Source organism: Glacieibacterium sp., from assembly GCF_965200405.1.
GTDB lineage: Bacteria > Pseudomonadota > Alphaproteobacteria > Sphingomonadales > Sphingomonadaceae > Glacieibacterium.
In genome coordinates, this window is sequence record NZ_OZ241356.1 from 1,969,986 (window position 1) to 1,984,639 (window position 14,654).

Here is a 14,654-nt window from a genome sequence, read left to right on the forward strand (position 1 = left end):
TGGACATTACCAGAAATCGCGCGCCCCTCAAGCGCGATTGCAACACTTTCGACACCGCCGCCTGAAGCGGTGCCGCCAATGTGGCGATCCAGTTTTAGAACCAAAGACGAATACACGAGGAACTGGAGTTAGCATATCCGTTCCGTGACTAAGCCGCAACGGGGGGAATTCGCAGCCAATCCGGGAAGCATTTGGCCAGTGCGTCGTCCACATCGGCCATTTCGGCGCTGCTGCCCAGCGATCGCAGGCTGGCGACCGCAAAGTCGGGAAGACCGCACGGCACGATGCCGCCGAAGTGGGCAAGGTCAGGCGCGACATTGATCGCGAAGCCGTGGAAGCTGACCCAGCGGCGGACACGCACGCCGATCGCGGCGACCTTGGCCTCGCCGTGCAGCGTCTCGACCCACACGCCGACCCGTCCCGGAACCGCAAAGGCCGTGATGCCGAGGCGGGCACAGGCGTCGACGATCCAGCCTTCGAGCGCCGCCACGAACTTGCGCAGGTCACGGCCGCGGCGGTCGAGGTCGACCATAACATAGACGACGCGCTGGCCCGGGCCGTGGTAGGTGTAGCGGCCACCGCGGCCACTGGCGAACACCGGAAAGCGCGACGGTTCGAGCAACTCGCCCGGCACGGCGCTGGTGCCGGCGGTGTAGAGCGGCGGATGCTCAACCAGCCAGATCAGTTCGTCGGCGCTGCCGTCCTGGATCGCCGCGACCCGCGCCTCCATGGTCGCGACGGCGTGCGCATAGTCGGTCAGCCCGGGCTCGATCCGCCACTCCATCAGAGCGACGCGAAAAACTTGCGGACGTCCGCCAGGAACAGCTCGGGCTCCTCGAGGCTGGCGAAATGACCGCCGCGCGGCATCTGGGTCCAGTGCACGACGTTATAGCCGCGCTCGACCATCGGTCGCGGCGGAAAGGCGAGCAGGTCGTACGGAAAGGCGGCCACTCCGGTCGGCACTTCAACGCGGCGGCCCTGCGGGATCGCAAAGCCCCCTTCGATGAACATGCCGCGGTAGATCCATGTCGCCGTCGCGAAACTGCGCGTCGTCAGATAGATCATGATGTTGGTCAGCAGCCAGTCCATCGAATACGGCGGATCGATCGCACGCCCCTCCGTGTCGGACCAGCCGACGAACTTCTCGCAGAACCAGGCGGCGACGCCCATCGGAGAATCCATCATCGCAAAGCCGAGGCTTTGCGGCTTGGTGCCCTGGAGCTGGAGATAGCCCGTCTCGGCATCGCGGACCTTTAGCGCCTTTTGCAACCAGACGACATCCTCGGCGGTGTCAGGGTGCATGTCCGCCGGTCGCAGGCCGAAGCCGCTGAGATGCAGGCCGTCGAGCCGCTTGCTGTCGACGCCGAGCCAGCCGCCGACGACGCTGCCCCAGTCGCCACCCTGATACACATAGGTATCGTAGCCCAGCGCCGGCATCAGTCGGTCGTACAGCGCCGCAACGCGACGCGGTCCCCACATCTCCGCCGGGCGGTCAGACCAGGCGTAGCCCGGCAACGACGGCGCCACGACGTGAAACGCCGGCATGCGGGGGTCTTCCGGCTCCGCAAGCCGGTCGATGATGGCCTGGAACTCCAGGATCGACCCGGGCCAGCCATGCGCGATCAGCAGCGGCCTCGCGCCCGGACGCGACGAGCGGCGGTGGACTGCGTGCAGGTTAAAGCCCGGCTCCACCTCGATGCGGATGTGCGGCAGGCGATTGAGCTGCGCGACGGCGGCGGGCCAGTCGTAGCTTTCCAGCCAATAGGCACGCAGCCGCTCCATGTACGAACGGTTGGCACCGTGCTGCCAGCCGGCGCCCTCGGGCTCCTCGAAGAAGCGGTAGGCGGCGACGCGCTCGCGCACCCAGGCCACCTCGGCCTCGTTCTCCGGGATCGTGAACGGTGTGCCGGTCATGCGGCGAGTGCCTGGCGGGCGTCGCCGAGGATGAGGTCGCTGGCTTTTTCCGCGATCATGATCGTCGGGGCGTTGGTGTTGCCGCTGACCAGGAACGGCATGACGCTGGCATCGACGACACGCAGGCCGTCGACGCCGTTGACCAGGAGCGCACCATCGACGACCGCGCCGGCATCGACGCCCATGCGACAGGTCCCGACCGGGTGGTAGATCGTCTCGCCCCAGTTTCGCATCGCCGCGAGCAGCGCCTCGTCGTCATCGGCGATGGCGGCGCCGGGCCAGGTCTCCGCGCCGCGATAATCGTCGAATGCCGCCGCGTTGCCGATGGCGCGCGCCATGCGGACGCCGGTTCGCAGCGTCTCGATGTCCTCGCGCGCCGTCAGGTAGCGCGGATCGATCGCCGGCGGCGTCGCTGCGTTGCCACCGGCCAGCCGGATCGTGCCGCGGCTTTCCGGGCGGAGCTGGCAGACGTGGATCTGGTAGCCATGCTCGGCACTGAACTTGCCGGCACCGTGCGCCATGCCGCGCACCGGCATGAAGTGCATCTGCACGTCCGGGGCCGCCAGTCCCTGGCGCGTCGACAGGAAGGCCCCGGCCGGCGTCGGCATGTAGCTGGCGTTGCCCGACTTGCGGAACATCCAGTTGAGCAGCGCGGCGATCTTGCGGTCGAAGCGAGCGCTGCCATTGAGGGTGATCGGCTGGGTGCACTTCCACTGCACGATCATGTCGAGATGGTCCTGCAGGTTGCCCCCGACGTCGGGCGCGTCGTGCAGCACCTCGATGCCGTGGTCGCGCAGGTGCGCCGCCGGTCCGATGCCGGACAGCATCAGCAGCTGCGGCGAGGCGACGGCACCGCCGCACAGTACGACTTCACGCGCCGACACGGTTTCCGGCTGGCTGGCGCGGGTATAGGCGACCCCGGTGGCCCGCCGGCCGGCGAAGGTGACGCGCTCGACCTGCACGCCGGTGCGAATCTCCAGATTGGGACGTGACTTGGCGGGATCGAGATAGGCCCGGGCGGCCGACCATCGGCTGCCGTTGCGGATGGTCGAATCGTACATGCCGGCGCCTTCGAAGCGCGGCCCGTTGAAATCCTCGGTGTGATCATAGCCGGCCTGGACCGCCGCCTCGATGAAGACCCGATTGAGGATGTGGGGCAGGCAGCGGTTCGACGTGTGCAACGGCCCGCCTTCACCGTGGAAAGCGTCCGAGCCGCGCTCGCTGTGCTCGGCGCGACGGAAATACGGCAGCACGTCGGCCCAGCCCCAGCCCGTCAGCCCGACCTGCGCCCAGCGGTCGTAATCGCTGGCATGGCCGCGGATATAGACCATGCCGTTGATCGAGGAACTGCCGCCCAGCACCCGGCCGCGTGGCCAGTACAGCTTGCGCCCGCCCATCGCGGCCTGCGGCGTCGTCCAGAACCCCCAGTCGTAAGGCGAATCCTTCTCGGGCGGCAGGATCTGGGTCAGGCCGCCGGGCATGTCGATCATCGTGACATTGTGATCGCCGCCCGCCTCCAGCAGCAGGACACGGTGGTTCGGGTCGGCCGACAGGCGATTGGCCAGCACGCAGCCCGCACTGCCGCCACCGACGATGATAGTATCGAAGTTATCGTCCATCGATGGCCTCCCCAGGCACTGTGCCGACAGTCTGACGGCTTTGACGGCGCTGAACAAGGCGCGAGTTGACGTAAGCGTCAGGCAGCGCTGGCGCAGGCCGGTTGACAGGGCGCGGCCGGCTCGCCACCTCGACACGATGTCCAGCAAGCCCCCGCTCCAGGCCGTCATCATCCCGGTGACGCCGCTCCAGCAGAACTGCACCTTGTTGTGGTGTACGGCGACGATGCGCGGCGCCTTCGTCGATCCGGGCGGCGAGATCGACAAGCTGATCGCGGTGTCGGAGCAGCATGGCGTCACCATCGAGAAGCTGCTGATAACGCACGGCCATATCGATCACTGCGGACTAGCCGGGGTGCTGGCAGAGCGCCTTGGCGTGCCGATCGAGGGGCCGCACCCGGCCGACAAGTTCTGGATCGACAGCAACCCGGTGACCGGTGCGCAATACGGCATCGCCGGGGCGACGGCGTTCACCCCGGACCGCTGGCTGGCGCAGGGCGACCAGGTCACCGTCGGCGAGCTGACCTTCGACGTCTATCACTGCCCGGGCCATACCCCCGGCCATGTCGTCTTCCACCATCCGGCATCGAACCTCGCGATCGTCGGTGACGTGTTGTTCCAGGGCTCGATCGGGCGCACCGATTTTCCGCTCGGCAACCACGCCGACCTGATCGAGGCGATCGTCACCCGCCTGTGGCCGCTGGGCGGGGCGACCGCTTTCATCCCCGGGCACGGCCAGATGTCGACCTTCGCGGCGGAGCGCCGGTCTAACGCCTATGTCGCCGACGCGGTACTCGCCGCCGCCTAGAACAGGCCGTGCAGCCGCGCCGACAGCACCAGCGCTGCGATGCTGGTGCCGAGCAGGATGAGAAAGGTGCCGCCGGCACCGATCTTGCGGCTCAGCGGCGGGGTCACGGTCACCATCCCCATCGCATGCGCGATCCGCACGACGACCAGCAGAATGCCGGTGATCCCGAGCAGTAGCTGGCCGACTCCGCCGGGCACCAGATTGACCTCGATCAGCCCGAACATGATCAGGATGATCGGCACGAATTCCGTGAAGTTGGCCTGGGCCCGCATCCGCGCGATCAGCAGCGGGTCGCCGCCGTCACCGATCGAAACCCTGGCCATGCCGCGCGCCTGGCTGACCCGCAGGCTCAGCACGAACAGGATAAGTCCGCAAAAACCTGCGGTTGCGAGTGTGACGAGCATTTTGTCCTCCCCTGAACCCGCCGACACTATGACGAGGCGTGCCGGAGAGCCAGTCGGCGTCCGCAAGGAAACATTTCAGCGGCTAACTCGTTATGATCTTGTAACCCCGATAGGAGAATGATCATGGACGAAGATCGCATCGAAGGCGCCGCCAAGAACATCGGTGGCAAGATCAAGGAGGGCTTTGGTAAGCTCGTCGGCGACAGCAAGACCGAAGCCGAAGGCAAGGCCGACCAGGTCGAGGGCAAGGTCCAGAACACCTATGGTGGTGCCAAGGATGCTGTCCGCGACGCGACCGACACCAAGCGCTAGTCGTTTCCAACGATTAATCAGGGCCGCCGCTCCCGGCAATCGGGGGCGGCGGCTTTTGTATTGCGTCCGGGCGCAAAATGACTATGGTCCGCGCCTCACAAACAGCCGGGGGCGTACGTCACGGTCGCATGTCGCGATCGGTCCGACGTTGCTCCCAAACACGAAGAATGACAGGTGCCGGATGGCCGTTCCGAAACGCAAGACCTCGCCCTCGCGTCGCAATATGCGCCGCAGCCATCACGCGCTGACCGCGTCGCCGTATCAGGATTGCCCCAATTGTGGCGAGCTGAAGCCGCCGCACAATCTGTGCAACGCCTGCGGCCACTACAACGGTCGCGAGATCGTCGCGACCCAGGCCTGACGTCAACGCTGCCGGTCGTGTCGCGCCCGGTTGCGCTAGGCTCGGCGCGATGACCGAACGTCCAGTCATTGCGCTGGATGTCATGGGTGGCGACGGCGGCGTGGCCGTCGTTATCGCCGCCGCCGAACTGGCCCGTGAACGCTATCCGCGTTTGATGTTCCGCCTGTATGGGCCGGAGGCGCTGATTCGCGCCGAGCTGGCAAAGGCGCCGCGCATCGCTGCAGAAGCGGTCATCATCCATACTGACACCAAGGTGCTGGGCACCGACAAGCCAAGCCAGGTCATCCGGCGCGGTCGCGGCACCTCGATGGGGCTGGCGATCGAGGCGGTTCGCGCGGGCGAGGCGCATGCCGTGGTGTCCGCGGGTAATACCGGCGCGCTGATGTCGATGGCTTACCTGTCGTTGCGCACGATGGAGGGCATCGACCGTCCGGCGCTGGCGGCGCTGCTGCCGACCCTCAAGAACGATTCGGTCGTGCTCGACCTCGGTGCGAATACCGAGTGCGATGCCGAGAACCTCGTCCAGTTCGCCGTCATGGGAGCGGTGTTCGCCCGCACCGTGCTCGGCGTCGAGCGGCCGCGTGTTGCTTTGCTCAACATCGGCGAAGAAGAGCTGAAAGGCACCGACGAGCTGAAGGAGGCTGCTGCATTGCTTCGTGCAGTCGCGCTGCCGATGGAGTTCATGGGCTTCGTCGAGGGCGACAAGATCGGGCAGGGCGACGTCGATGTCATCGTTACCGACGGTTTCTCGGGAAATATCGCGCTGAAGACGGCCGAGGGCACGGGCAAGCTGGTCACCGGCCTGCTGGCGGAGGCGTTCAAGACGTCGTGGCTGACGCGGCTCGGCTATCTGTTGTCGCGCGGCGCCTTGCGGGCCCTGCGCGCGCATCTCGATCCAAACGCGCATAACGGAGCGGTGATGCTCGGTCTCAACGGCCTCGTGGTGAAAAGCCACGGCGGTGCCAACGTCCGTGGTTTCGCCAACGCCATCGGCGTTGCGCACGATCTGGTGGTCGCCGACGTCGCGCGGCGCATTTCCGACGACCTCGCCAATTTTCGCGCGCACCGGCCCGGCCCGGCAGCGTTGGAGACCGCCGCTCGATGACCCGGCGTGCGCGTATCGTTGGTACCGGCAGCTACCTGCCGCAGACCATTTTGACCAACGCCGAACTGGCGGCCCGGGTCGACACCAGCGACGAGTGGATCGTCGAGCGGACCGGCATCCGCCAGCGCCATATCGCTGCCGAGGGTGAGTTCACCTCCGACCTCGCCACCGCCGCGGCGCGCCGGGCGCTCGAAGCTGCCGGGATCGATGCCGCGCAGGTCGACCTGATCATCGTCGCCACCGCGACGCCCGACCAGACCTTTCCGGCCTGCGCGACTGTCGTGCAGCACAAGCTCGGCATGACCGCCGGCGTCGCGTTCGACGTCAACGCCGTGTGTTCCGGCTTTCTCTATGCGCTGAGCGTCGCCGACGCGATGATCGTCACCGGCGCGGCCAACACGGCACTGGTGATCGGCGCCGAGACTTTCAGCCGGCTGCTCGACTGGGAAGACCGGGGCACCTGCGTGCTGTTCGGCGACGGTTCCGGTGCCGTGGTGCTGCGCGCCGAGACCGGGTCGGGCGCTGCCACCGATCGCGGCATCCTCGCGCACCGCCTGCACTCCGATGGCCGCTATAACGACCTGCTGTACGTCGACGGCGGCGCGGGTTCGACCGGCACGGTCGGCAAGCTTCGCATGAAGGGCCGCGAGGTGTTCCGCCACGCCGTCACCAACCTTGCCGCCGTGATGACCGAGACGCTGGCGGCGGCGGATCTCAAGGCCGAGGACGTTGCCTGGGTGATCCCGCACCAGGCGAATCTGCGCATCCTGCAGGGCACGGCCAAGAAGCTCGGCCTGCCGATCGAGCGTGTCGTGGTCACCGTCGACCGCCACGCGAACACCTCGGCAGCTTCGGTCCCGCTGGCTTTGGACACTGCCGTTCGTGACGGACGTATTAAACCTTTCGATTTGTTGCTATTGGAAGCAATGGGCGGTGGCTTCACATGGGGGGCAGCTGCAGTCCGCTGGTAAAGCGTTCGCAGTGTAACTTTAGGGGAGGACGGCCTTCATGCAACAAACTGTTGAGATCGAAACGACTTTGAGCGCACGACCGGCACCGGCGCCGGATTCGACCGGAACATTGACCCGGGCCGATTTGTGCGAAGCCGTACACCGCGAAATCGGACTGTCACGCGCCGAGTCGTCGGGTCTGGTCGAGATGGTGCTCGGCTATATCGGCGATACGCTGGTCAGCGGCGACAACGTCAAGATTTCGTCGTTCGGCAGCTTCGTGCTGCGCAACAAGGGCCAGCGCATCGGTCGCAATCCCAAGACCGGCCAGGAAGTGCCGATCGAGCCGCGCACCGTGCTGACCTTCCGCCCGAGCCAGCTGCTCCGCGAGCGTATCAACGGCGGCTCAGCCGAGGCATGACGCCGCCGCCGGTCAAGTCCGCCACGGCCTTCCGCACCATCGGCGAAGTCGCCGAGGAGCTTGGGCTGCCCCAGCATGTGCTGCGCTTCTGGGAGACGCGTTTCCCCCAGATCCAGCCGCTGAAGCGTGGCGGCAACCGGCGCTATTATCGTCCTGCCGACATCGACCTGCTGCGCGACATCGCCCGGATGCTGCACAGCGAAGGCTATACGATCAAGGGTGTGCAAAAGCTGCTGGGGGAGAAGCCGCGCTCGGTTGCTCCGTCTCCAGCCCCGGCAGCTGCGCTTTTCGATGACCCGCCTCGGTCGTCGCCGATCGACCTGACGGCACTCCGCGCGATCCGCGACCGGCTGGCCGGTGCGCTGCAGATGGCACGCGCCGCCTGAGGCTCAATGCTCGGGCGTCGCCATGAGCTCGACCAGCACGCCGCCGCTATCCTTGGGGTGAACGAAGATCACCGGCACGCCGTGCGCTCCGATGCGCGGCTCGCCGGTCCCCAGAACGGTCGCACCTTTCGCCTTCAACGCGTCGCGCGCGGCGAGGATGTCCTCGACCTCGAAGCACAGGTGATGCTGTCCGCCAGCCGGGAATTTCTTGAGGAAGCTCCACACCGGTGACGCCTCGCCGAGCGGCTCGATCAACTCGAGCTGGCTGTTGGCGAGGTCGATGAAGGCCACCGACACGCCCTGCGCCGGCAGCTCGAACTTGGCGCGGGAGACGGTGGCGCCGTACAGCTCCTGGTACATGCGCAACGTCGCATCGATGTCGGGCGTCGCGATGCCGACATGGTTCAGCCGTCCGATCATCGAATGTCCTCAGTCCACCGCGGCATGCGGGATTTCGCCGACGACCTTGCCCGGCCGGCGCATCAGCAGCAACAGCGGCAGCGTTCCCAGAGTCACCCACATCAGCAGGTAATAGACGTCGAGATAGGCGACCATCGCCGCCTGCATGTTGACCTGCGCATCGAGGAACGCCATCGCCGCGTCGCCGGTTGGCCCCAGCGCCCGGACCATCGACGAATCGACCCCGAGGCTGAACGGCGTCACCGCGCTGCCGATGTCGGAATGGGCGATCTGGGTCTGCGTCGCCAGCACGCCGACGCCGAGGCTGACCCCCACCGACGCGCCCAGGTTGCGCAACAGGCTGAAGAAGCTCGCGGCGTCGGTGCGCTGCGCCGGACCCAGCGTCGCGAACGCCATGGTGTTGAGCGGCACGAACAGGAAGCCCAGGCCGAAACCCTGCACCAGCCCGGAGATGACGATCTCGCGCATCCCCATCACCGGCGAGAAATGGCTCATCATCCACAGCGACCAGGCGGTCAGCAGCAACCCGAATGCCATCAGGTGACGCGGGTCGAACTTGCCGATGATCTTGCCCATCAGCAGCATGCCGGCCATCGTGCCGATGCCACGCGGCGCCATCGCCAGCCCGGCGGTGACCACCGGATAGCCGTACAGCCCTTCCAGCATCGGCGGCATCAACGCCGAGGTCGAGACCATCAGCCCACCGATCAGCGTGATGAAGACGAAACCCGTCATCGCGTTGCGGTCGCGCAGGATGACCGAGTCGAGGATGGTGTCACGCCCGGTCATGACATGGACGCCGAACATCCAGAGTGCGGCGATAGCCAGCCCGCCCTCGACGCGAACCTCCCACGATGCCAGCCAATCGAGCTGCTGCCCGCGGTCGAGCATCAGCTGCAAGGCGCCGACGCCGATCGACAGCATCGCGAAGCCGAAGACGTCGAAGCGGCGGCGCTTGTCGTTGCTCGACTCAGGCAGGAACGCCAGTGCGCCGAACAGCGCCAGCGCGCCGAACGGAACGTTGACATAGAACACCCAGCGCCAGTCGAAACTGTCGGTCAGCCAGCCGCCGAGCACCGGGCCCATCACCGGGCCAACCATGACGCCGACGCCCCATAGCGCGAGCGCCTGGCCGTGCTTTTCGCGCGGATAGGCATCGAGCAGGAACGACTGGCCGAGCGGCACCAGGAATGCGCCGAAGGCACCCTGCATCAGGCGAAAGGCGACCATCTGCTCCAGCGACTGCGCTGCGCCGCACGCCATCGACGCCAGGATGAACCCGGCAATCGCCGCGACGAACAGCTTCTTGCGGCCGAACATCCCCGACAGCCAGCCGGTCAGCGGCGTCGCGATCGCCGAGGCGACGATATAGCTGGTCAGCACCCAGGTGACGGTGTCCGCCGCCGCCCCGAGGCTTGCCTGCATGTGCGGCAGCGCAACGTTGGCGATTGTCGAATCGAGCACCTGCAGGAAGGTCGCGATCATGACGACGCAGGTGATCGCCAGCGGGCTGGGTGCCGGCCGGCTGGCGGGTATCGGGAGCGCAGCGCTCGCCACGGCGGATCAGCCCCGGCTGCCGGACAGGTGGTGCATCACTTGGCGTCTCGGACATCGACGGTGACGTCCGCCGACAGGCCGGCGAGCAAAGGCACGGCGGTCTTGCCGGTGATCGCGATCCGCACCGGCACGCGCTGCACGACCTTGACCCAGTTGCCGGTGGCGTTCTGCGCCGGCAGCACCGAGAATTCCGACCCGGTGCCGGCGCCGATGCTCAGCACGCGGCCCTGCAGCGGCGTATCGGGATAGGCGTCGAGCTTGACCGTCGCCGGCTGGCCGACGCGCATGTGCTCGAGATCGGTTTCCTTGAAATTGGCCTCGACCCAGCGGGCGTTGCTGACCACCAGGCTGAGCGTCGGAATGCCGGTGGCGACGATCTGCCCGGGCTGGACCTTGTCGGTCTGGCTGGCGATGCCGTCGGCGGGCGCCCGCACCGAGGTGCGACGCAGGTCGAGCGCGGCCCGGTCGCGCGCCGCGCGTGCTGCCATGACGATCGGCTGCGACTCGACTGGGCCACGCGCGACACCGGCCTGCGCATTGGCAAGGTCGGCCTGCGCCGAGGCCAGCGCCGATTTCGCCTGCTGCAGCGCCAGGTCGGCCTGCTGGTAGCGAGCGCGGGTCGTGAACCCCTCCTTGAGCAACGACGCCTGGCGCGCAAAGTCGAGCTGCGCATAGTTCACTGCGTCGCGACGGCCCGTCAGGTCGGCGCCCTTGCCGCTGACGTTGGTCGTCGCCTGCGCTGCCTGCTGGCGCGCGGAGGCGAGCGCCGCCTCGCGCTCGGCGAGGGTAATGCGGAACGTCTCGGGATCTATGGTGAACAGCACGTCGCCGCGCTTGACCGGCTGGCTCTCGCGGACGTTGACCGACAGCACGCGACCGGTGACATCGGCACTGATCGAGACCTTGTCCTGCTGGACGTAGCTGTTGTCGGTGCTGACCGAGCGGCCCGACGTCAGCCAGAAATACCCGCCGACGGCGAGCAGCAGCAACGGTACGCCGATCATCAGCAACAGCCGCCGGGAACGCTGCCACAGCGTCTTTGGCGGATCGACGATCAACGCTTCGCGGTCGACGATGTCGTGCATCACGCAGCTCCCAGGGCGCGGCGCGGTTCGCTGCCGCGCGCCGATAGATTATTCCGTATGACCGACAAGGCGCTGTGCAGGGCCTCGCGCAGCGCCGGCTCCATATCGCCGAGCGCCTCGTCGACGACTTCCGCGCCGAGCGGGCGCAGGGTCTCCAGCAGCGGGTGCGCCGCCTCGGTCAGATGCAGCCGCCAGGCGCGCCGGTCGGCGGGGTCGGCGCGACGCTCGACCAGGCCGGCTTCCTGCAACCGGTCGATCATCCGGCACAGGGTGATCGTCTCAACTTCCAGATAATCAGCAAGGCCGGCCTGGTTGATGCCCTCGTTGCGCGACAGGGCGAACAACACCTGCCACTGGGCGCGACTGACGCCGTGTGCCCGGGCCCGCGCGTCGAAGCGGCGGCGGAGCAGGCGGGCGCTATCGCCAAGGAGGAACGCAATACTGTCCTGTGTCATGCGACGCAGATAATACGCATGCTTGTTATATACAATGGACATCTTGCTGCGCTGCGGTATTCAGCGCGGCAGCCACTCCGGCCACAGGATTTCCACTGGTTGAGTCCCGCGGGTCAGCGCGGAGCCGGCATGCTCCATGCGCAGATAGGCGATGCCGAGATCGCCGCTGCCCGCCCGCAGATCGCCCGCCTCGCGGTCGCCCGCCATGATCGCGCCCTCGCTCCCGGTGGTGCGGACAGGCATCAGTCGCCGCCGCAGCTTGTCGCGATGGTGCATCCGCGCGGTGTTCTCCTGCCCGACGTAGCAGCCCTTGGTGAACGACACGCCGTGGAGCTCGTCGGCATTGGTCTCGAGCCACAGCAGGTCCGACATCTCGGCGCTGTCGGGAACGCCCAGGGCCATGCGGTGGCGTGCGTAATCGGTCGCCGTCGCGTCGGTGTCGGCGTCGCGCGCCAGCCAACGTTCGCCCAGCAACGGCGTGCGGGGATCGACGGTCTCGCCGCCGCTGTCACCCCAACGCGCAAAGACCTTGAGGTCGCTCGGTTCGATCGTCACTGCGCGGCGCAGCTTGTACATCGACAGGCGCCGCGCCAGCGCCTCGGACTGGGCGGCGGCCACGTCGATCAGCACGGCCTCGCCATCGTCGTCGTGTACGATCATGTCGAACATCGTCTTGCCCTGCGCACTGAGCAGCCCGGCATAGACCGGCAGCGGCCCGTTCACATCGTTGGTCAGCAGGCCTTGCAGGAACTCCCGCGCCTCCGCTCCTGCGATGCGGAGGACGGCACGGTCGTCGAGGCGGGCAATGGGCATGTCCCGTAGATAGGATCGCGGTGGCAGCGTGTCACCGGTTGCCTTTCGCGCCCGCCGCTGGAAAGAGGACGCAACTCGCGAAGGACCGCCGCCATGACCTACGACCTCATCCTGCGCAACGCTGCCGTCTATACGCCGGGCGGCCTTGTCGAAGCCGACCTCGCGGTGCTGGGCGGCAAGACAGCCGCGCTGCTGTCCCGCGGCGAGGGTAGTGCCGCCGCCGAGCAGGATTGCACCGGCCTGACCATCCTGCCTGGCGCCATCGACACCCAGGTGCATTTTCGCGAGCCGGGCCTCGATCACAAGGAGGACCTCGCCTCGGGCAGCCTCGCGGCCGTCATGGGCGGCATCACGGCGGTGTTCGAGATGCCGAACACCAAGCCCAATACCGATTCGGCCGAGGCGCTGAACGAGAAGCTGGACCGCGCGAAGGGCCGGATGTGGTGCGACCACGCTTTCTACGTCGGCGCAACCGCGGCCAATGCTGAGCATCTCGACGTGCTGGAGATGCTGCCCGGCTGTTGCGGCATCAAGGTGTTCATGGGCGCCTCGACCGGCGACCTGCTGGTCAGCGACGACGCGACGCTGGCGCGGGTGCTGGCGTCGGGCAATCGCCGTGTCGCGATCCATGCCGAGGACGAGTATCGGATGAAGGATCGCGAAGGCTTTCGCATCCCCGGCGATCCGTCGAGCCATCCGGTCTGGCGTGACGACGAGAGCGCCATGCTGGCGACCCGGCGCGTCGTGCGGCTGGCGACCGAGGCGCGGCGGCGGATCCACGTCCTGCACATCACGACCCCAGCCGAGCTGGAGTTCCTCAAGGACCACAAGGGCATCGCCAGCGCCGAGCTGACGCCCCAGCACCTGACGCTGGCGGGCGAGGAGGCCTATCCGCGTCTCGGCACCTATGCCCAGATGAATCCGCCGATCCGTTCCGGCGCGCACCGCGATGGCTTGTGGCATTGGCTCCAGCAGGGCGTCACCGACGTCATCGGCTCCGACCACGCACCGCACACGGTGGCCGAGAAGGCGCAGGAATACCCAGCCTCGCCGTCGGGCATGCCCGGTGTGCAGACTCTGCTGCCGTTGATGCTCGACCATGTCGCCAACGGCCGACTCAGCCTGGAACGGCTGGTCGACCTGACCAGCGCCGGGGCGATCCGGCTGTTCGGGATCGTCGGCAAGGGGCGGATCGCAGCCGGTTTCGACGCCGACTATTCGGTCGTAGACCTCAAGGCGCGTTGGACGATCGAGCAGGAATGGCTGGCCAGCCGCTGCGGCTGGTCGCCGTTCACCGGCATGACCCTGACTGGCCGGCCGATCGGCACGGTGATCCGCGGTCAGCGCGTCATGTGGGACAGTGAAGTCGCAGCGACCGCCGACGGCCAGCCGCTGCGCTTCCAGGAAACGCTGCGCGGTTAGAAGGGCACCTTCTTCAGCTCGCGGGTGAAGTTCAGGTAGCCCGCGTTGATGCCGAGGCGCAGGCCGACGCCCAGCTTGATCGGCACCAGCACCACGTCGTCGCGCTGGAGATAGTTGGCACCGAACCCGCCGACGAAGAATGCCTTGCCCTCGGCGGCTGGGTAACGCTTGAACAAGTCGTTGCTATCATTGAGGTTGTACACCAAAATGAAGGTCCGCGACGCGTCTGCTCCGGCGTCGAAGCCGACCGACGGGCCGGTCCAGAACACCGGCATCTGGCCCTCGATCTTGTGGAACAGGGTACCGCTGCCATAGCGCACGCCGACGACGAAGGCACCGCCCGCCTCGCGCCCGACGATATAGCCGTTGGGCTCGCCGCGCTCCTTGAAGATGCGCTCGACGACATCGCCCAAGCCCTTGGCACCGCGTCCGAACACGTCCTCGGCGGCCGACAGCACGTCCTTCTGCTGGTAGGTGCCGTCGGGGTTGTGCGGCAGGGAGGAAACCGGCGCGCTGGCGGGCGCAGCGGCGGCGCTGGTCGGCCGGGCGGCACGGTCGACGTTGGCGCAACCGGCTAGGACCAGCATCGGAATAGCCAGGGACAGGATAAGACGCATGCAACCTC

The 14,654-nt window shown here is 67.1% G+C and carries 18 protein-coding genes; 8 read left to right on the top strand and 10 right to left on the bottom strand.

All coding sequences use genetic code 11. From position 1 onward, the window contains the following. Window positions 1–148: 148 nt before the first annotated feature. The 3 genes from lipB to ACOFKW_RS09255 are packed head-to-tail and all read right to left on the bottom strand — an operon-like array spanning window position 149 to window position 3,533. The gene (gene lipB / locus ACOFKW_RS09245) at window positions 149–784 is read right to left on the bottom strand and encodes a lipoyl(octanoyl) transferase LipB (protein WP_419813861.1); all 636 of its coding nucleotides are present in this window, start codon (window positions 782–784) and stop codon (window positions 149–151) included. Continuing rightward, the gene (locus tag ACOFKW_RS09250) at window positions 784–1,914 is read right to left on the bottom strand and encodes an epoxide hydrolase family protein (RefSeq protein WP_419813862.1); all 1,131 of its coding nucleotides are present in this window, start codon (window positions 1,912–1,914) and stop codon (window positions 784–786) included. Before ACOFKW_RS09250 ends, lipB begins: the two co-directional genes overlap by 1 nt. After that, complete coding sequence (locus tag ACOFKW_RS09255) at window positions 1,911–3,533, bottom strand: GMC family oxidoreductase (RefSeq protein ID WP_419813863.1); 1,623 nt, start codon at window positions 3,531–3,533, stop codon at window positions 1,911–1,913. The genes ACOFKW_RS09250 and ACOFKW_RS09255 overlap by 4 nt, the downstream gene beginning before the upstream one ends. Window positions 3,534–3,669: 136 nt before the next feature. Between ACOFKW_RS09255 and ACOFKW_RS09260 the strand changes: the two genes are divergently transcribed. After that, window positions 3,670–4,338, top strand: a complete 669-nt coding sequence (locus ACOFKW_RS09260) for an MBL fold metallo-hydrolase (RefSeq protein ID WP_419813864.1) — start codon at window positions 3,670–3,672, stop codon at window positions 4,336–4,338. On the opposite strand, the gene ACOFKW_RS09265 is transcribed toward ACOFKW_RS09260, so the two are convergent. Beyond that, on the bottom strand, window positions 4,335–4,742 hold the full coding sequence (locus ACOFKW_RS09265; protein WP_419813865.1) for an MAPEG family protein: 408 nt from the start codon (window positions 4,740–4,742) through the stop codon (window positions 4,335–4,337). The two genes, ACOFKW_RS09260 and ACOFKW_RS09265, sit on opposite strands and share 4 nt — an antisense overlap. A 123-nt stretch (window positions 4,743–4,865) precedes the next feature. Here ACOFKW_RS09265 and ACOFKW_RS09270 point away from each other — a divergent pair, with 123 nt between their 5' ends. The 6 genes from ACOFKW_RS09270 (at window position 4,866) to ACOFKW_RS09295 (ending at window position 8,277) form a co-directional block, all read left to right on the top strand. Further along, the gene (locus ACOFKW_RS09270) at window positions 4,866–5,054 is read left to right on the top strand and encodes a CsbD family protein (protein WP_419813866.1); all 189 of its coding nucleotides are present in this window, start codon (window positions 4,866–4,868) and stop codon (window positions 5,052–5,054) included. Window positions 5,055–5,235: 181 nt separating this feature from the next. Next, the gene (gene rpmF / locus ACOFKW_RS09275) at window positions 5,236–5,415 is read left to right on the top strand and encodes a 50S ribosomal protein L32 (protein WP_419813867.1); all 180 of its coding nucleotides are present in this window, start codon (window positions 5,236–5,238) and stop codon (window positions 5,413–5,415) included. Window positions 5,416–5,464: 49 nt separating this feature from the next. Beyond that, on the top strand, window positions 5,465–6,520 hold the full coding sequence (gene plsX / locus ACOFKW_RS09280) for a phosphate acyltransferase PlsX (protein WP_419813868.1): 1,056 nt from the start codon (window positions 5,465–5,467) through the stop codon (window positions 6,518–6,520). After that, window positions 6,517–7,491 (top strand): beta-ketoacyl-ACP synthase III, encoded by a 975-nt coding sequence (locus ACOFKW_RS09285; RefSeq protein WP_419813869.1) that lies wholly within the window; start codon window positions 6,517–6,519, stop codon window positions 7,489–7,491. Before plsX ends, ACOFKW_RS09285 begins: the two co-directional genes overlap by 4 nt. 37 nt (window positions 7,492–7,528) lie before the next feature. Next, entirely contained in the window at window positions 7,529–7,891 is a 363-nt protein-coding gene (locus tag ACOFKW_RS09290) for an integration host factor subunit alpha (protein ID WP_419813870.1), read from the top strand. Next, window positions 7,888–8,277: a MerR family transcriptional regulator gene (locus ACOFKW_RS09295; protein WP_419813871.1), complete on the top strand. Its 390-nt coding sequence runs from the start codon at window positions 7,888–7,890 to the stop codon at window positions 8,275–8,277. The genes ACOFKW_RS09290 and ACOFKW_RS09295 overlap by 4 nt, the downstream gene beginning before the upstream one ends. A gap of 3 nt (window positions 8,278–8,280) precedes the next feature. On the opposite strand, the gene mce is transcribed toward ACOFKW_RS09295, so the two are convergent. The 5 genes from mce to ACOFKW_RS09320 are packed head-to-tail and all read right to left on the bottom strand — an operon-like array spanning window position 8,281 to window position 12,607. Continuing rightward, window positions 8,281–8,697 carry a methylmalonyl-CoA epimerase gene (gene mce, locus ACOFKW_RS09300; protein ID WP_419813872.1) on the bottom strand — a complete coding sequence of 139 codons (417 nt, stop codon included), beginning with the start codon at window positions 8,695–8,697 and terminating at the stop codon, window positions 8,281–8,283. Window positions 8,698–8,706: 9 nt separating this feature from the next. Then, on the bottom strand, window positions 8,707–10,254 hold the full coding sequence (locus ACOFKW_RS09305; RefSeq protein WP_419813873.1) for a DHA2 family efflux MFS transporter permease subunit: 1,548 nt from the start codon (window positions 10,252–10,254) through the stop codon (window positions 8,707–8,709). Window positions 10,255–10,289: 35 nt separating this feature from the next. Further along, window positions 10,290–11,339, bottom strand: a complete 1,050-nt coding sequence (locus ACOFKW_RS09310) for an HlyD family secretion protein (protein ID WP_419813874.1) — start codon at window positions 11,337–11,339, stop codon at window positions 10,290–10,292. After that, window positions 11,339–11,794, bottom strand: a complete 456-nt coding sequence (locus tag ACOFKW_RS09315) for a MarR family winged helix-turn-helix transcriptional regulator (protein WP_419813875.1) — start codon at window positions 11,792–11,794, stop codon at window positions 11,339–11,341. Before ACOFKW_RS09315 ends, ACOFKW_RS09310 begins: the two co-directional genes overlap by 1 nt. A 60-nt stretch (window positions 11,795–11,854) precedes the next feature. Then, the gene (locus ACOFKW_RS09320) at window positions 11,855–12,607 is read right to left on the bottom strand and encodes a YgfZ/GcvT domain-containing protein (RefSeq protein ID WP_419813876.1); all 753 of its coding nucleotides are present in this window, start codon (window positions 12,605–12,607) and stop codon (window positions 11,855–11,857) included. A 93-nt stretch (window positions 12,608–12,700) separates the two neighbouring features. Between ACOFKW_RS09320 and ACOFKW_RS09325 the strand changes: the two genes are divergently transcribed. Further along, window positions 12,701–14,029: a dihydroorotase gene (locus ACOFKW_RS09325; RefSeq protein WP_419813877.1), complete on the top strand. Its 1,329-nt coding sequence runs from the start codon at window positions 12,701–12,703 to the stop codon at window positions 14,027–14,029. Here the strand turns inward: ACOFKW_RS09325 and ACOFKW_RS09330 are convergent. Further along, the gene (locus ACOFKW_RS09330) at window positions 14,026–14,646 is read right to left on the bottom strand and encodes a DUF1134 domain-containing protein (RefSeq protein ID WP_419813878.1); all 621 of its coding nucleotides are present in this window, start codon (window positions 14,644–14,646) and stop codon (window positions 14,026–14,028) included. The two genes, ACOFKW_RS09325 and ACOFKW_RS09330, sit on opposite strands and share 4 nt — an antisense overlap. Window positions 14,647–14,654 lie beyond the last annotated feature (8 nt).